Source organism: Nonomuraea polychroma (genome assembly GCF_004011505.1).
Taxonomy (GTDB): Bacteria; Actinomycetota; Actinomycetes; order Streptosporangiales; family Streptosporangiaceae; genus Nonomuraea; species Nonomuraea polychroma.
This window is the reverse complement of sequence record NZ_SAUN01000001.1, coordinates 10889668-10905545: the sequence shown is the minus strand read 5'-3', so window position 1 is coordinate 10905545 and position 15878 is coordinate 10889668. Positions and strand designations below refer to the sequence as shown.

The following is a 15878-nucleotide window of genomic DNA, read 5'->3' as shown; positions in this document are numbered from 1 at the left end:
CTCCGCATGGGATGCATGGCGACGGCGGAGGGACGGGCGGTCAGGCGGTGGGGGCGACGTCGGGGGCGCGTTCGATGTCGCCGGTCTCGTTCTCATGCAGGGCTCGGCGGCCGAAGACGATCACGTACGTCAGGAAGACCGCCTCCGCCAGCACCCCGATGCCGACCCGCGCCCACGTCGGCAGCCCCGACGGGGTCACGAACGCCTCGATCAGGCCCGACACGAACAGCACCACTACCAGCCCGAGCGCCACGCTCATCACCGCCCGGCCCTGCTCGGCCAGCGCTTCGACCCGCCGGCGCGGCCCGGGGTCGATGACCGTCCAGCCCAGGCGCATGCCCACCGCCGCCGCCAGGAACACGGCGGTCAGCTCCAGCAGCCCGTGCGGCATGATCAACCCGAAGAAAATGTCCAGCTTGTCCCTGGAGGCCATGAGGCCGCCCGAGACGCCGACGTTCTCGGCGTTCGCGTAGAGCGCGTACGGGATCGGCAACCCCAGCAGGACCGAGTAGATGATCATCAGGGCGGAGACCCACGCGTTGTTGATCCACACGGCGCCGGCGAAGGACGCGGCCGGGTTCTCCGAGTAGTAGTCGGCGAAGTCGTGCTCGACGAGCTGCGTGATCTCGTCCTCGGTGAAGATCGACGCCTGGACGTCGGGATTGCCGGCAACCCACGCGCCGATCGCCCAGGACACCGCCACGAACGCCAGCCCGCTCGCCAGCCACCACCACCGCGCCCGGTAGGCCACCACGGGGAACGACACCGTGAAGAACCTCACCAGCTCACGCCACGCGGGCGTGTGCGCGCCGGTCACCGCCGACCTGGCCCTGGCCACCAGCGCGGACAGCCGGCCGGTCAGCAGCGGGTCGCCGGCGGAGGAGCGGACGATGGACAGGTGCGTCGCCACCCGCTGGTAGAGGTCGACCAGCTCGTCCACCTCGGCGCCGGTCAGCGACGAGCGGTTCTTGACCAGGTGGTCGAGCCTGTCCCAGGCCTGGCGGTGTGCTGCGATGAACGCGTCGATGTCCACCTGAACATTCTGGCCGCTCGATCACCCGTACATAGCCGTTAGGCTCCACATATGTCAGAGGTTGTGACCGGCGACGCCGTCGTCGTCGAGGTCCGGGTCGCGCAGATGCCCTCCCGCGCAGTGGCGATCGTCATCGACATGGTCGTGCAGCTGACCGTGCTGGTGGGAACGTACGCGATCTTAGGCGCATTCGCCGTCATTTCGGACTCGGCCATGTTCACCGCCGTCATGATCGCGCTGATGGTGCTGGTGATGGTCGGTTATCCGGTGCTGTTCGAGACCCTCACCAGGGGGCGCAGCCTCGGCAAACTGGCGCTAGGACTGCGCGTGGTGAGCGACGACGGCAGCCCCGAACGGTTCCGGCAGGCGTTGTTCCGCGGGCTGGCCGGGGTGGTGGAGTTCTGGCTGCTGTACGGCGCGCCGGCGCTGATCTCCTCGCTCGTGTCGCAGCGGGGCAAGCGGCTCGGCGACATCTTCGCGGGCACGATCGTGATCTCCGAGCGGGCGCCCCGCGACAACGGGCAGCTGATCGTGATGCCGCCGCCGCTGGCGAGCTGGGCGGCCACGCTGGAGTTGTCCCAGCTGCCTGACGAGGTGGTGCAGGCCGCCCGGCAATACCTGTCACGGTGGCACGACCTGTCGCCGCAGGTGCAGCACGAGATGGGGGTGCGGATCGCGACCCAGCTGGCGGCATACGTCTCGCCCGCGGCGCCGCCCGGGGTGCCGCCGCACGCGTACCTGAGCGCCGTCCTGGCCGAGCGTCGCAGGCGGGAGGAGACGCGCCTGGCCAAGCGCGCCGGCGCCAACGCCCACACGGCCGCCGCCAACGGCACGCCGCAGACGGGGCCGTACCAGGCGGGCCCGTACCAGGGCACGCAACCAGGCCCATACCAGCCGGCTCAGCCGACCCAGCCTGGTCCGCACCAGGGCCCGCCCCCGCAGGCCGGGCCTTATGGGCAACCCGCCCCGTACGGAAGGCCGGCGCCCCCCGCGCCGGAGCCGCCGAAGGCGACTCCGGGCGGGTTCGCGCCGCCTCAATGAAGGATCAGTGCCATCCGCCGCGGTACGACTCCTGCGTCTGCACGTTCAACCGATCGGTGCGAACGTACTTGGCGCTGTCCGTGAGCGGATCATTGATCTTGAGGATGTCGAGGCCCTCATGGAAGTCGGCCCCGTAGATGTAGCCGTTGTAGTAGTAGGCCGACCAGATGCCGCCTCCGCCGCCGGCGGCGCGGGGACCGCGCTCGAAGTAGCCGATCTCCTTCGGGTTGGCGGCGTCGGTGAAGTCCCAGATCGACAGCCCGCCCATGTACCAGGCCTGGACCATGATGTCGCGGCCCTTGACCGGGATCAGCGAGCCGTTGTGGGCCACGCAGTTCTCCGAGTCCGCCTGGTGCCGCGGGATCTTGAAGTAGCTCTTGAAGACGAGCTGCCCGTTCACGATCTCGTAGATCGCGTCCGCGCCCCTGTTCGGGCCCGTCGCCTCGTTGCACGTGGCCGCACCGCCGCCGCCGAGCTCGTCGGTGAAGACGACCTTCCTGGCGTCGTTGCTGAAGGTGGCCGAGTGCCAGAAGGCGAAGTTCGGGTCGGTGACCCTGGCGGTGACCTTCGGGTTGAGCCGGTCGGAGATGTCGAACAGCACGCCGTCGCCCATGCAGGCGCCTGCCGCGATGTCCTTCTCGGCGTAGACGGTGATGTCGTGGCAGCCGCTGGTGGGCACCAGCAGGCCGGGCTGGGTCTCGTTGCCGCCGTCGGGGAAGACGACCGGGGTGGTCGCGACCGCCGCCGCGGTCGGGTTGTCCAGCGGCACCTTGATGATCGAGATCTTGTCATGCGGCGGCATGCAGTCCGGGAAGTTCGCGGCCGGCAGGTACGACGACACGTAGACGTAGACGTTCTTGTGCCTGTCGCGGCCCTTGCCCGGCACCAGCGTCAGGGTGTGGGAGCCGCAGTTGGTCTCGACCGACTTGATGTACTTCGGGTTGGCCTTGTCGGAGATGTCGAAGATCCGTACGCCCTCCCACGACTCCTTGATCGTCGCAGATTGCGACGTGCTGCTGCACGAGTCGTTGTTGCGGGAGGAGTCGACGGCGCCGAACAGCAGGTTGCCGTAGACGCTGACGTCCATCTGGGAGCCCGGGCAGACCGTGGAGCTGACGACCGTGGCCTTCTTGGGGTTCCTGATGTCGTAGATCGAGAAGCCGCCGTAGTTACCGACGTAGGCGTAGCCGTCCTGGAAGGCGATGTCGGTGTTGATGGTGGCGGCGATCGGGGCGGGCTTGGGGATGTTGAGCACGTGGGTCACGTTGGGGCTGTTGACCACCGTGTCGGGGGGTGGGATGTCGGCGGCCAGCGCTGGCATTCCGGTCAGCGCTAACGCGAAAGCCGCCGCGGCCGCTACGAGGGTACGTCGCGGAGTGGACACTCGGGAGCCTCCTTGATCACTTATGTCCCGATGGAGCAACACCGACGAGGACCCCGGTCGGGGGCCCTCGTCAGCCGATGAGAACTCAGTGGCCGTGTACGGGATACGACGCCTGCGTCTGCACGTTCAGCGAAGGCATCTTGACCGAATTCGCCTGGTTCGTCCGCGGATCGTCGATCTTCAGCACGTCCAGGCCCAGGTTGAAGTCAGAGCCGTAGATGTAGCCGTTGTAGTAGTACGCCGACCAGAAGCCGCCGCTGAGAGCCGGCGCGGTGTTGTCCGGTCCACGCTCGAAGTAGGCGATCTCCTGCGGGTGCGCCGAGTCGGTGAAGTCGACCACCGAGATGCCGCCCTGGTACCACGCCTGCACCATGACGTCGCGGCCCTTGACCGGGATCAGCGAGCCGTTGTGGGCCACGCAGTTCTCCGAGTCGGCCTGGTGCCGTGCGATCTTGAAGTAGCTCCTGAACTGGAGCTGCCCGTTCACGATGTCGTAGTACGCGTTGGCGCCCTTGTTCGGCCCGATGGCCTCGTTGCAGGTGGCCCTGGTGCCGCCGCCGAGCTCGTCGGTGAAGATCACCTTCGTGCCGGTGTTGTTGAACGTCGCCGAGTGCCAGAACGCGAAGTTCGCCTCGTCGCGCACGGTCGCGGTGACCTTGGGCTGCTCAGGGTTGCGGATGTCGAGCAGGATGCCGTCACCCATGCAGGCGCCCGCGGCGATGCCCTTCTCCGGGTAGGCCGTGATGTCGTGGCAACCGGTCGTCGCCGACTTCCCGTTGGGGTAGGGCAGCGGGACACCGGGGTAGCCGCCATCAGGGAACAGCTTCGGCGTGGCGATCACGGTCGCGGCCGTCGGGTTGTTCAGCGGCACCTTGATGATCGAGATCAGGTCGTGCGGCGTCTTGCAGTCCGGGTACGTGTCGTTCGGCGCGTACGACGAGACGTAGATGTAGACGTTCTGGCGCGCGGGGTCAGGCACCAGCGTGTGCGTGTGCGAGCCACAGTTCGTCTCGACCGACTTGATGTACTTCGGGTTGGCCTTGTCCGAGACGTCGAAGATCCGCATGCCCTCCCACGACGCCTTGATCGTCGCAGACTGGGACGTGCTGCTGCACGAGTCGTTGTTGCGCGACGAGTCGACGGAGCCGAACAGCAAGTTGCCGTAGACGGACACGTCCATCTGGCCGCCCGGGCAGACCACGGAGCTGACCAGCGAGGTCTGCTTCGGGTGCTTGATGTCGTAGATGGAGAAGCCGGAGTAGTTGCCGACGTAGGCGTAGTCGCCCTGGAAGGCCATGTCCGTGTGGATATCGGTCAGCACTTCAGGCTTGGGCACGTTGGTGACGTGCTGGATGTTGGGGCTCATGACGATCTGGCCTGGAGCAGGGATGTCAGCGGCCTGGACGGGCAGGGTGCTGCCCGCCATCGCCACGACCGCCGCAACGAGGATGAGGGCCCTGCGCGGGGTTAACACTGGTGCATCCTCCAATAAAGGGGGCATAAATCTACGCAATCTTCGCGCCTCCAGCCCCCAGGAGCCAGTGTCCAAGGTGTCAATTTTTGTTCCGCTTCGCCCCCTTTCAATTCGCGCTGCTTTCACCTAGAGTGCGCATTCGTCACCACGTCAGTCAGGGGAGGGTTGGGTGCGCGTCGCACTCATCGTCATCGCAGGTACGGTCATCGCGCTCTCCGGCTGCACCTCCAGCACGCCACCGCAGGCCCCGCGGGCCGACTCGACCGCGCCCGTGATCGCCCCCGGCCGCCCCGGCGAGCAGGCCAAGACACTCGCGCCCAGCGAGGCCGCCACCGCCGTGCCCTCGCCCACCGCGAACGCCGCCGACGTCAAATACGTGCAGGACATGATCGTCCATCACCGGCAGGCGCTCGACATGGCGCTCCTCGCACCGAACCGGGCCGACTCGGCCAAGCTCAAGAGCCTGGCCGACCGGATCAAGGCGGCGCAGGGGCCGGAGATCCAGTTCATGACGAGCTGGCTGCGCGACCTGGACCAGAAGGTGCCCGACCATCACGCCGCGCACGAGGGCATGCCGGGGATGGCCACACCCGAGCAGCTGGAGGCCCTGAAGGCGGCCACGGGCAAGGACTTCGACCGGATGTTCCTGGAGCTCATGATCAACCACCACCTGGGCGCGATCAAAATGTCGGAGCAGGTGCTGAGCAGCGGCTCCCACATCAGGATCGAGGAGCTGGCGAGCGACGTGAGCGTCACCCAGGCGGCCGAGATCCGCCGCATGCAAGAAATGCAGTCGGCCCTGTAGCCCTCGCCCTGCTACGGCTGCAGGCGGCCCTTCATGAGCCCACCCGCCACGAATGCAGGTAGTCCTCCTGCTCGGGGGTGAGCGTGTCGATCCCGATGCCGGTGGCGGCCAGCTTGAGCCTGGCGACCTCGTGGTCGATCTCGCCCGGCACGTCATACACCCCCGGCGCCAACTCCGCCCGCGCACCCACCAGCCACTCCACGGCGAGGGCCTGAGCCGAGAACGACATGTCCATGACGGCCGCCGGATGCCCCTCCGCGGCGGTGAGGTTGACCAGCCGACCCTCGGCCAGCAACAGCAGCCGCCGGCCGTCGGGCATCACGTACTCATCGGTGTTGGGGCGCACACCCCGGTGCACCTCCTGGGCCAGCTCGTCCAGCGCCCGCACGTCGATCTCCACATCGAAGTGCCCCGCGTTGGCCAAGATCGCCCCATCCTTCATGACCGACAGATGCTCGCCCCTGATCACGTCCCGGTTGCCGGTCACGGTGACGAACAGATCGCCGAGCATGGCGGCCTGCGCCATCGGCCGCACCTCGTAGCCTTGCAGGGTGGCGTCGAGCGCCTTGACCGCATCGATCTCGGTCACGATCACCCGCGCCCCGAACCCCTTGGCCCGCTCGGCCACCCCACGCCCGCAGAACCCGAACCCGGCCACGACCACGATCCGTCCGGCGAGCATGGTGTTGGTCGCGCGCATGATCCCGTCAAGCGTCGACTGCCCGGTGCCATACCGATTGTCGAACATACGCTTGGTCCGCGTGTCGTTGACCGCCACCACGGGAAACCGCAACGCCCCCTCGGCCGCCATCTGCCGCAACCGGATGATCCCGGTCGTGGTCTCCTCACACCCCCCGCTCACCTGCTCCAGCAGATCGGTCCGCTCGGTATGCAGGATGTTGACGAGATCACACCCATCGTCGAGCACGAGATCCGGCTCGAGATCGAGCGCCTGATGAATATGCCGGTAGTACGTGGCCCGATCGACCCCGGCCCGCGCATGCACGTCAATGCCATACGTCCGCAAGGCCTCGGCAACGTCGTCCTGCGTGGAGAGAGGATTGGAGGCGGCCAGCGCGATCTCCGCACCACCCGCCTTCAAGGCCCCCATGAGCACCGCCGTCTCGGCGGTGACGTGCAGGCACGCGGCGATCCTCAGCCCGTCAAGCGGCCGTGAGAGCGCGAACCGCTCACCGATCGCGGTCAACACCGGCATCGAACGAGCGGCCCACGAGATCTGCCGCTCACCGCTTTCACTGACGTCCATGGGTGCCTGCTAACCGAAGAAGACGGCCAAGAGTGCGCTCGTCACGGCGAGCACCCCGTGAGCCTTCACGACCGGCCATGACAGACGGAGAGCAACGTCGGCGAGTGCGGGCAACTTGGCCTGCCGTAAAAGAAGGTGGTTGTTGGAGCTCCAGAGGAGCTCCGGAAGAAGAGAACCCCTGGAGCGGTCGTGGAGCTCCAAAGGAGCTCCGGGAGGAGAGAACCCCTCCCGGAGCTACTGAATCTTCTCCGGGAGAAGACTCAGTAACGGTAGTGGTCGGACTTGTAGGGGCCCTCGACGTGCACGCCGATGTAGGCGGCCTGCTCCTTCGTGAGCTCGGTGAGCTTGACGCCGAGGGCGTCGAGGTGCAGGCGGGCGACCTTCTCGTCCAGGTGCTTCGGCAGCGTGTAGACCCCTATCGGATATTCGGAGGTCTTCGTGAACAGTTCGATCTGCGCGATCACCTGGTTGGTGAACGAGTTGGACATGACGAAGCTCGGGTGCCCGGTCGCGCAGCCCAGGTTCATCAGGCGGCCTTCGGCGAGCACGATGATCGAGTGCCCGTCAGGGAAGACCCACTCGTCGACCTGCGGCTTGATGTTGATCCTCTCGACACCCGGCAGCTTGGCCAGGCCCGCCATGTCGATCTCGTTGTCGAAGTGGCCGATGTTGGAGACGATCGCCTGGTGCTTCATCCTCGCCATGTGGTCGGCGGTGATGATGTTGAAGTTGCCGGTGGCGGTGACGAAAATGTCCGCGATGCCGACGACCTCGTCCAGCGTCGTCACCTGGAAGCCGTCCATGGCCGCCTGGAGCGCGCAGATCGGGTCGATCTCGGTGACGATGACGCGGGCGCCCTGGCCGCGCAGCGCGTCGGCGCAGCCCTTGCCGACGTCGCCGTAGCCGCAGACGACGGCCACCTTGCCGCCGATCAGCACGTCGGTCGCCCTGTTCAGCCCGTCGATCACCGAGTGGCGGCAGCCGTACTTGTTGTCGAACTTGGACTTGGTGACCGAGTCGTTGACGTTGATCGCCGGGAACAGCAGCTGGCCGTTCTTGTGCATCTCGTAGAGGCGGTGCACGCCGGTCGTGGTCTCTTCGGTGACGCCCTTGATGCTCTCGGCGATCCGGGTCCACTTCTTGTCCGCGCCGACCGTGCGGGTGAGCAGGTCGATGATGACGTGCCACTCTTCGGGGTCGTCGGCCGTGGCGGGCGGCACGGCGCCGGCCTTCTCGTATTCGGCGCCCTTGTGGACGAGGAGCGTGGCGTCGCCGCCGTCGTCCAGGATCATGTTGGGGGCGTCGCCGTTCGGCCAGGTGAGCGCCTGCTCGGTGCACCACCAGTATTCCTCCAGCGTCTCGCCCTTCCAGGCGAACACCGGCACGCCCTGCGGGTCGTCCACGGTGCCGTTGGGGCCGACGACCACCGCGGCGGCGGCGTGGTCCTGCGTGGAGAAGATGTTGCAGCTGACCCAGCGGACCTCGGCGCCCAGCGCCACCAGCGTCTCGATGAGGACGGCCGTCTGGATCGTCATGTGCAGGGAGCCCATGATCTTCGCACCGCGAAGAGGCTGGGAAGCCGCATATTCCTTGCGAACCGCCATGAGGCCGGGCATCTCGTGCTCGGCGAGCCGGATCTCCTTGCGGCCGAACTCGGCAAGTGAAAGGTCGGCGACCTTGAAGTCCATCGGTGTCCCCTCGCGCTGACAGCTGATTCTCGTTTTCTCGGGGACGAGTCTAGGCCCCGCATGGCGGGGATCGCATGCTCAGCACGGTGAAACTGACGTAAGAATGTAAGAATGCGCATCACGGAAGCGGCAAAGCGGCTCGGCATGTCCCCCCGAATGCTTCGATACCGGGAAGCTCTCGGGCTGCTGCCGCCCGTGCGGGAGCAGGGGGCGCATCGGCGGTTCGGGCCCGAGGAGCTGGCCGCCGTGGCTCAGGCGGTGGAGTTGGAGAAGCGGTTCGACGTGTCGCCGGCCGAGCTGGCGTTCGCGCTGCGGGTGCTGAGCGAGCCGGCGGTGGCGGCCGACGTACGCGACCTGGGGGTTCGGATCGGGCGCATCCAGGTGCCTCGCAGAGCACTCGACTTCGAGAAGGAAAAGGCCCTGCGGCTCCTCAGACGGTGAGCTGCTGGGCCAGCCAGGGCAGCGCCTGCGGGAGCTCCCTGTTCCAGGTGTTGAAGTTGTGGCCGCCGCTGGGCAGGATCAGCGAGGAGGCCTGCATCGGCGGCCGCACCGCGGCGAGGAACCGCACCGTCTCCGGATATTCGCGCTCGCCCTTCTTGCTGCTGGTGACGAGCACGTTCACGGGCGGCGCGGGGAGGTGCGCCAGCCGCCACATGAGATCGTTGCGCTGCTCGAGCGACTTGTCGCCGTGGAACAGATCGCCCGTGGTGCCGTCGATGATCGTCTTGAAGTACCCCGAGAGCGAGACGGCCGCGGAGAACTCGTCAGGATGGCTCATCGCGAGCTTGAGCGCGCAGTATCCGCCGGTCGAACCGCCCAGGATGCCCCACGAGTCCCGCCCTGCGGCCACCCGGTAGTGGGCGATCATGTCGGCCTTCACGTCCCTGGCGAAGTACGTCTGCACCTGCGGCCCGCCGGGCACGTCCACGCACTCGGTGTCGCGCGGCAGCACCACGCTGGGCCGCATCATGACCAGGATCGCCGGCTTGACCTGGCGAAGGCTGATGGCGTGCGCCATCCGGCCCGGCAGGTCGAGCCGGGTCATGAGGTTGCGGGGATCACCCGGGTACCCGGTGAGCGCCAGGATCGCGGGAAAGCGCCGCTGGGGGTCCTTGAAGTACGCCGAGGGCAGGAAGACGTACGCCTCCTCGCTCAGCCGCGTGGCCGGCCCCGGCATGATCACCTGCTCGATCCGCCCGCCCGGCACCGCGCGGCTGCTCAGCACCTGCAGGCCCGACGTCGCGACCGTGATCGGCACCGTCGCCGGCTCGGTGCCCAACAGGTCGGCCCACGAGCCGTAGAAGCCGAAGTAGGTGTTGACGACCAGCCCGATCGCCGCCAGGGTCAGCACCTGGCACAGGCCAAGGACGCCCACCCGGCCGAGCACCGCCCCGACACTCCTGGCACTCAACCGCGGCCACAGCCACACCGTCGCCGCGAGCGCGGCCACCGCGAGCGCCGCCGCCCCGGACATCAGCCCGTACGAGGTGAGTTCCATGGGTCATGGCATATCGGGCGGCACGTAAGCTGCAGGTTAACAAGGACATTAACCGCGCTGCACTTCAATGCGAGACCATGAGGCGTTCCTGGATCCCCATCGCCGCGGGATACGCGTCGTTGACCATCGGCCTGCTCGACATCGCCAAGGCCGTGTCACCGCATTTCGGCCACAGCCGGATGGGCGAGTGGTCCGAGGTCCTGCCTGGCATCGTCACTACCGTGACGCGCACGACCTCGCTGGTCGTCGGCATCCTGCTGGTGATGATCGCGCACGCGCTGCGCCGGGGCAAGGTACGCGCCTGGCGCGCGGTCATGGTGCTGCTGCCGGTGAGCGTGGTCATGGGCTTCGCCCACCTGCGGCCCGTCCCGGCCCTCATCAGCCTGGCCCTCATGGCCGCGCTCGTGGCGGGCAGGCGCGAGTTCACGGCGCTGCCCGACCCGCGCTCGCGCTGGCGCGCCCTGGGCAACCTGCTCGTGCTCGGCGCCATCGACGTGGGGCTCGGCCTCCTGATCGTCAGCAGCCATGCGAGGGCCCTCGCCGGGCATCCCGGCCTGCTCGACCGCCTCGAACACGTGCTGCTCGGCCTGGCCGGGATCGAGGGCCCGCTCACGTTCACCACCGCACGGGTCTCCGACCTGGTCTACTTCCTGCTGCTCGCGCTGGGCACGCTCACCGCCGTCACCACGCTCTACCTGGCCATGCGGCCCGCGCGGCCGGTCGCCAAGCTCACCGAGGAGGACGAGCGGCGCCTGCGCGAGCTGCTGAGCCGGTCCGGCGAGCGCGACTCGCTCGGCTACTTCGCGTTGCGGCGCGACAAGAGCGTGATCTTCTCGCCCTCGGGCAAGGCCGCCGTCGCCTACCGCGTCGTGTCCGGGGTGATGCTGGCCAGCGGCGACCCCATCGGCGACCCGGAGGCCTGGCCCGCGGCGATCAAGGCTTTCCTCCGCGACGCCAGGCGGCACGCCTGGGTGCCCGCCGTCATCGGCTGCGGCGAGACGGCCGGCGAGGTGTGGACCCGCGAGACCGGGATGTCCGCACTGGAGATCGGCGACGAGGCCGTGGTCGAGGTGGCAGGCTTCACGCTGGAGGGCCGGGCCATGCGCAACGTGCGCCAGATGGCCAACAGGACCGAACGCGCCGGCTACACCTGCCGCGTGCGCCGCGTGGCCGACCTGACCGACCAGGAGCGCGAACGCGTCAAGCAGGCGGCCGACGCCTGGCGCGGCACCCAGACCGAGCGCGGCTATTCCATGGCGCTCGGCCGCTTCGGCGACCCGGCCGACGCCGACTGCCTGGTGGCCACCGCGCACAAGGACGGGGAACTGCGGGCCGTGCTGCACTTCGTGCCGTGGGGGCCGCACGGCATCTCGCTCGACCTGATGCGGCGTGACCGCAGCGCCGAGCCGGGGCTCAACGAGCTCCTGATCGTCAAGACCCTGCAGGCCGCACCGTCTCTGGGCATCAGCCAGGTGTCGCTGAACTTCGCCATGTTCCGCTCGGTGCTGGCCCGCGGCGAGCGCCTCGGCGCGGGCCCGGTGCTGCGTGCCTGGCGGGCGGTGCTGATCTTCCTGTCGCAGTGGTTCCAGATCGAGTCGCTCTACCGGTTCAACGCCAAGTTCCGGCCGATCTGGGAGCCCCGCTTCGTGGTCTATCCGAACGCCCGCGACCTGCCCCGCATCAGCGTGTCCGCGCTGCAGGCCGAGGCGTTCATCACCCTGGGCCGCCCGCGCGTCCGCAGGCTGCGCGTGCCGCGCCTGCGCCCGGCCCGGCTCGCCTCGTAACACCTGCCGCCGCTGAACCGCTGCCCGCCGCGGAACGTCGAAGAAGGCATGAAGGAGGCCTCGGAGTGGCCAGGTTCGCCGTCGAGAAGGGCACGGCCACGCTGCGGTTCTGCCGCAAGGTCGTGGGCCACGGGGTCATGGGCGACGCCCGGATCCTGGCCGCCATCCAGGCCACGCTCAAGCAGTTCGGCTCGGTCAAGAAGGCCGTGGTGCTCGGCAAGGGCGGCAGCTGCCTGTTCGCGGCCGACGCCGCGGACAGGTGCCGCAAGGGCCTGGGGTGATCAGGCCGTGGTGGCGCTGGTCGTCCGGTCCAGGTCCGGCTCCAGGTAGATGACCCGGGCGATCGGCACCGCCTCGCGGATGCGCCGCTCGGCCTCGTCGATGCCGCGCGCCACCTCAGAAGCCGTCTCGTCGTGGGACACAGCGATCTTGGCGCCCACGAGGAGCTCCTCCGGCCCGAGGTGCAGCGTCCGCATGTGGATGATCCTGTCCACCTCGGGCGCGCTCTCCAGCGCGTGGCGGATCTGGTCCTCCACCTCCGGCGAGGCGCCCTCACCGACCAGCAGCGACTTCGTCTCGATGGCCAGCACGATCGCGATGATCGCAAGCAGCACGCCGATCATCAGGGTGCCGATGGCGTCCCAGACGGGGTCGCCCGTGACGACGGCCATCGTCACGCCGAACAGCGCGAAGATCAGGCCGAACAGCGCGCCCAGGTCCTCCAGCAGGATGACCGGCAGCTCGGGCGACTTGGACCGGCGGATGAACGCCCACCACGACTGGTTGCCGCGCACGGCGTTCGACTCCTTGATCGCCGTGCGGAACGAGAGCGTCTCCGCGCCGATCGCGAAGATCAGCACGCCGAACGCCCACGCCGGCGACGTCAGGGGATGCGGATGAGTGAGCTTCTCATAGCCCTCGTAGAGCGAGAACGCCGCGCCGATCGTGAACAGCACGACGGCCACCACGAAGGCGTAGAAGTAGCGCTCGCGTCCGTAGCCGAACGGGTGCTCCCTGGTGCTCGCCCGCTGCGCCCGCTTGCCACCGACCAGCAGCAGCACCTGGTTGCCCGAGTCGGCCACAGAGTGAATGCCCTCCGCCAGCATCGACGAGGAACCGGTGAAAGCCGCAGCCACGAATTTCCCCACGGCGATGGCCAAGTTGGCGGCCAATGCAGCCACGATCGCTTTAGTTCCGCCGCTCGCGCTCACGGGTCTTCTCCACTCATAGAGATCACGTATTTAAGGCCTGGAAAGGGATCCTATTGCGAAATTCTGGCCTTCAGCTCAGTGATCGCTGACACAGGGGTCGGATCCACGCCATATCCCAGCGCCAGGTACGTGCTGGCGTAGTCGCCGAGGGCGATCAGCGAGGCGATCCGCTCCAGCGGGTGGACGCCCTCGGCCGTGACCTCGGTGAGTCTGACGTCGCGTTCGCGCGCCAGCCGCAGCGCCGCCTCGCGCCGCCGCGTCACCTGCGGGTGCTCCTCGACGTCGCGCATGACGACGAGCCGGACCGTACGGCCGGTCGTGTCGGCGAAGATGTCGTACTCGGCCAGCGGCCCGTCGAGAGAGGCCACCTGGTTGTGTCCGGCCTCGGGCAGCTCTCCGTAAACAGCGGGATATTTCGCGTTCGTGTTGAGCTGGCAGGCCAGCCGGTACGCCGCCACGGCCGCCACCGGCGACGACCCCCAGATCATGGGCACGCTCTCGGCCAGGTCCATGGCGAGCGACTTGCCGGGATTGACGAACGAGTCGCTGGACGGCCGGCACCGGTGCGCCATGTCCTCCAGCGCCTTGGCCACCCGCTCGAACAGGTCAGCGTCGGCCGGCACGAGCCGCATCGCGGCGGCGGCCACGATCAGGGGGATGGTCAGGAGCCAGATGTTCGCCCTCGACTGCCCGTTGATCGGGACCGCCACGTAAATGGCCGACGCCTGGGTGGCGATGGCCTGCAACTGGGAGCCCGAAGGTCCGACGCCGAGCAGCGTGCAGCCGCGCCGCACGGCCTGGGTGGCGAGGGCCAGCGTCTCCTCGGTGTCGCCCGAGCCGGAGACGGCGATGACCAGGTCCGTGGCGCCGACCCAGCCGGGGAGCTGGTAGGAGCGCAGGGTCACGATCGGCAGCGGCGCGCCGCTGCCGGCCACCGCCGCCAGGATGTCGCCGGCGATGCCGGAGCCGCCCATGCCCGCGACCACGATGGCACGCGGCCGCCCGTGGGCGCCCAGGCGATCGACCTGGGCCTCGACGGCCGCGCGGTAGCCGGTGCGTACGTGGGCCGCGGATGCGGCGACCGCGGGCAACATCCCGCCAGGGTCGCCTTCGCTGAGGTGAGCCTGGTCGTCGAGCCGCCCCGGCTCCCAGGTCACGGCTTCCTGGCCTCGTCGACGAGCAGGACGGGGATGTCATCCCGGACGGGGTAGATCAGGCCGCAGCCCGTGCAGGCCAGCTCCTCGGCCTCGCTGTCGGCGCGCAGGGGCGCCTTGCATGCCGGACAGGCCAGGATCTCCAGCAGCCAGTCGTCGATCTTCACACTGAAACCCTTCCCACGATGGCGAGGACCTCGTCCCTGATCGCCGTCATCTTGCTCTCGTCGGCCGCCTCGGCGTTGAGCCTGAGCAGCGGCTCGGTGTTGGACGCCCGCAGGTTGAACCACCATCCCGGGCCGGACACGGTCAGCCCGTCGAGCTCGTCGAACTCGCCTCGTCCCGCGAACGCATCGCGGACCAGCCGCAGCGCCTCGCCCTGGTCGGAGACGGCGCTGTTGATCTCACCAGAGGCGTGGTAACGCGAGTAGACCTCCACGACCTCCGACAGCGGCCGGTCCTGCCCGCCCAGCGCGGCGAGCACATGCATGGCCGCCAGCATGCCGGAGTCGGCGAACCAGAAGTCACGGAAGTAGTAGTGGGCCGAGTGCTCGCCGCCGAAGACCGCGCCCGTGCGGGCCATCTCGGCCTTGATGAAGGAGTGCCCGACCCGCGTCCGCACCGGAACGCCGCCGTGCTCGCGGACGATCTCGGGCACTCCGAGCGAGGTGATCAGATTGTGGATGATCGTCGCGCCCGGGTATTTGGCCAGCTCGCGCACGGCGACCAGCGCCGTGACGGCGGACGGCGAGACCGACTCGCCCCGCTCGTCGATCACCCAGCACCGATCGGCGTCCCCGTCGAACGCCAGCCCGATGTCCGCCCCGCTCTCCACCACGGCCCGCTGCAGATCCACCAGGTTCTGTGGCTCCAGCGGGTTGGCCTCGTGGTTGGGGAAGTCGCCGTCCAGCTCGAAGTAGAGCGGCACCAGCTCGATCGGCAACCCCTCGAACACGGCCGGCACGGTGTATCCCCCCATGCCGTTGCCCGCATCCACCACGACCTTGAGCGGCCGGACATCCGCGAGATCGACGAGCGTGCGCAGATGATGGGCGTATCCGCTGAGCAGGTCCTTCTCGATCAGCGACCCGGTGGGCGTGGCGGTCACGCCGACCAGCTCGGCCGCCCGGTCGCGGATCTCGGTGAGTCCTGTGTCGCCCCCGATCGGCACCGCGCCGGACCTGCACATCTTCATGCCGTTGTAGCGGGCCGGGTTGTGGCTGGCGGTGAACATCACGCCCGGCAGCCCCAGGCTGCCGCTGGCGTAATAGAGCAGATCGGTCGAGCCCAGCCCAGCGTCCACGACGTCCGCGCGACGCGAACGGGCTCCCCGGATGAAGGCATCGGCCAGCGGCCGGGACGACTCCCGCATGTCGTGCGCGACCACGACCGACTCGGCCCCTGTCACCTCGACGAAGGCCGCCCCCACGGCCTCGGCGGTCGGCTCGTCGAGCTCGTCGGGCACCACCCCGCGAACATCGTACGCTTTGAAGATCTTGGCGAGGTCGCCCACTCTCCAGCTCCGCCCTTAGGTCGTTT

The 15878-nt window shown here is 68.4% G+C and carries 15 protein-coding genes; 5 read left to right on the top strand and 10 right to left on the bottom strand.

Annotation, left to right across the window (positions count from 1 at the left end; all coding sequences use genetic code 11):
- Nucleotides 1–40: 40 nt before the first annotated feature.
- Nucleotides 41–1033: a stage II sporulation protein M gene (locus EDD27_RS50960; protein ID WP_127939896.1), complete on the bottom strand. Its 993-nt coding sequence runs from the start codon at nt 1031–1033 to the stop codon at nt 41–43.
- Nucleotides 1034–1084: 51 nt separating this feature from the next.
- Between EDD27_RS50960 and EDD27_RS50955 the strand changes: the two genes are divergently transcribed.
- Nucleotides 1085–2074: an RDD family protein gene (locus EDD27_RS50955; RefSeq protein WP_127939895.1), complete on the top strand. Its 990-nt coding sequence runs from the start codon at nt 1085–1087 to the stop codon at nt 2072–2074.
- Between the two features lie 4 nt (nt 2075–2078).
- On the opposite strand, the gene EDD27_RS50950 is transcribed toward EDD27_RS50955, so the two are convergent.
- Nucleotides 2079–3458, bottom strand: coding sequence for an LVIVD repeat-containing protein (locus tag EDD27_RS50950; protein ID WP_164904152.1), 1380 nt, complete (start codon nt 3456–3458; stop codon nt 2079–2081).
- An 85-nt stretch (nt 3459–3543) separates the two neighbouring features.
- Entirely contained in the window at nt 3544–4932 is a 1389-nt protein-coding gene (locus EDD27_RS50945) for an LVIVD repeat-containing protein (protein ID WP_206642023.1), read from the bottom strand.
- Between the two features lie 169 nt (nt 4933–5101).
- Between EDD27_RS50945 and EDD27_RS50940 the strand changes: the two genes are divergently transcribed.
- Nucleotides 5102–5737 carry a DUF305 domain-containing protein gene (locus tag EDD27_RS50940; RefSeq protein ID WP_127939893.1) on the top strand — a complete coding sequence of 212 codons (636 nt, stop codon included), beginning with the start codon at nt 5102–5104 and terminating at the stop codon, nt 5735–5737.
- A 31-nt stretch (nt 5738–5768) separates the two neighbouring features.
- On the opposite strand, the gene EDD27_RS50935 is transcribed toward EDD27_RS50940, so the two are convergent.
- The gene (locus EDD27_RS50935; RefSeq protein WP_127939892.1) at nt 5769–7004 is read right to left on the bottom strand and encodes an adenosylhomocysteinase; all 1236 of its coding nucleotides are present in this window, start codon (nt 7002–7004) and stop codon (nt 5769–5771) included.
- 260 nt (nt 7005–7264) lie between these two features.
- Nucleotides 7265–8692, bottom strand: a complete 1428-nt coding sequence (gene ahcY / locus EDD27_RS50930) for an adenosylhomocysteinase (protein ID WP_127939891.1) — start codon at nt 8690–8692, stop codon at nt 7265–7267.
- Nucleotides 8693–8803: 111 nt separating this feature from the next.
- On the opposite strand from ahcY, the gene EDD27_RS50925 reads away from it, so the two are divergent.
- On the top strand, nt 8804–9133 hold the full coding sequence (locus tag EDD27_RS50925) for a MerR family transcriptional regulator (RefSeq protein ID WP_127939890.1): 330 nt from the start codon (nt 8804–8806) through the stop codon (nt 9131–9133).
- Here the strand turns inward: EDD27_RS50925 and EDD27_RS50920 are convergent.
- Nucleotides 9123–10190, bottom strand: a complete 1068-nt coding sequence (locus EDD27_RS50920; protein ID WP_127939889.1) for an alpha/beta hydrolase — start codon at nt 10188–10190, stop codon at nt 9123–9125. The genes EDD27_RS50925 and EDD27_RS50920 overlap by 11 nt on opposite strands.
- A gap of 77 nt (nt 10191–10267) precedes the next feature.
- Here EDD27_RS50920 and EDD27_RS50915 point away from each other — a divergent pair, with 77 nt between their 5' ends.
- Entirely contained in the window at nt 10268–11974 is a 1707-nt protein-coding gene (locus tag EDD27_RS50915; RefSeq protein ID WP_127939888.1) for a phosphatidylglycerol lysyltransferase domain-containing protein, read from the top strand.
- 65 nt (nt 11975–12039) lie between these two features.
- The gene (locus EDD27_RS50910; RefSeq protein WP_127939887.1) at nt 12040–12255 is read left to right on the top strand and encodes a hypothetical protein; all 216 of its coding nucleotides are present in this window, start codon (nt 12040–12042) and stop codon (nt 12253–12255) included.
- Here EDD27_RS50910 and EDD27_RS50905 read toward each other — a convergent pair whose 3' ends face one another.
- The 4 genes from EDD27_RS50905 to EDD27_RS50890 are packed head-to-tail and all read right to left on the bottom strand — an operon-like array spanning nt 12256 to nt 15852.
- Nucleotides 12256–13185 (bottom strand): cation diffusion facilitator family transporter, encoded by a 930-nt coding sequence (locus EDD27_RS50905; RefSeq protein ID WP_127939886.1) that lies wholly within the window; start codon nt 13183–13185, stop codon nt 12256–12258. It abuts the gene before it with no gap.
- Between the two features lie 50 nt (nt 13186–13235).
- A complete protein-coding gene (locus EDD27_RS50900) occupies nt 13236–14342 on the bottom strand; it encodes an SIS domain-containing protein (protein ID WP_127939885.1) in 1107 nt (368 codons plus the stop codon).
- Nucleotides 14339–14506: a Trm112 family protein gene (locus tag EDD27_RS50895; protein WP_127939884.1), complete on the bottom strand. Its 168-nt coding sequence runs from the start codon at nt 14504–14506 to the stop codon at nt 14339–14341. The genes EDD27_RS50900 and EDD27_RS50895 overlap by 4 nt, the downstream gene beginning before the upstream one ends.
- Nucleotides 14503–15852: a phosphomannomutase/phosphoglucomutase gene (locus EDD27_RS50890; protein ID WP_127939883.1), complete on the bottom strand. Its 1350-nt coding sequence runs from the start codon at nt 15850–15852 to the stop codon at nt 14503–14505. Before EDD27_RS50890 ends, EDD27_RS50895 begins: the two co-directional genes overlap by 4 nt.
- Between the last annotated feature and the right edge of the window lie 26 nt (nt 15853–15878).

Bases quoted from the DNA above. Each gene is read 5' to 3' on its own strand.
- EDD27_RS50955 (WP_127939895.1), top strand. From the start codon at position 1,085: ATGTCAGAGGTTGTGACCGGCGACGCCGTCGTCGTCGAGGTCCGGGTC.
- EDD27_RS50935 (WP_127939892.1), bottom strand. From the start codon at position 7,004: ATGGACGTCAGTGAAAGCGGTGAGCGGCAGATCTCGTGGGCCGCTCGT.
- ahcY (WP_127939891.1), bottom strand. From the start codon at position 8,692: ATGGACTTCAAGGTCGCCGACCTTTCACTTGCCGAGTTCGGCCGCAAG.
- EDD27_RS50925 (WP_127939890.1), top strand. From the start codon at position 8,804: ATGCGCATCACGGAAGCGGCAAAGCGGCTCGGCATGTCCCCCCGAATG.
- EDD27_RS50920 (WP_127939889.1), bottom strand. From the start codon at position 10,190: ATGGAACTCACCTCGTACGGGCTGATGTCCGGGGCGGCGGCGCTCGCG.
- EDD27_RS50915 (WP_127939888.1), top strand. From the start codon at position 10,268: ATGAGGCGTTCCTGGATCCCCATCGCCGCGGGATACGCGTCGTTGACC.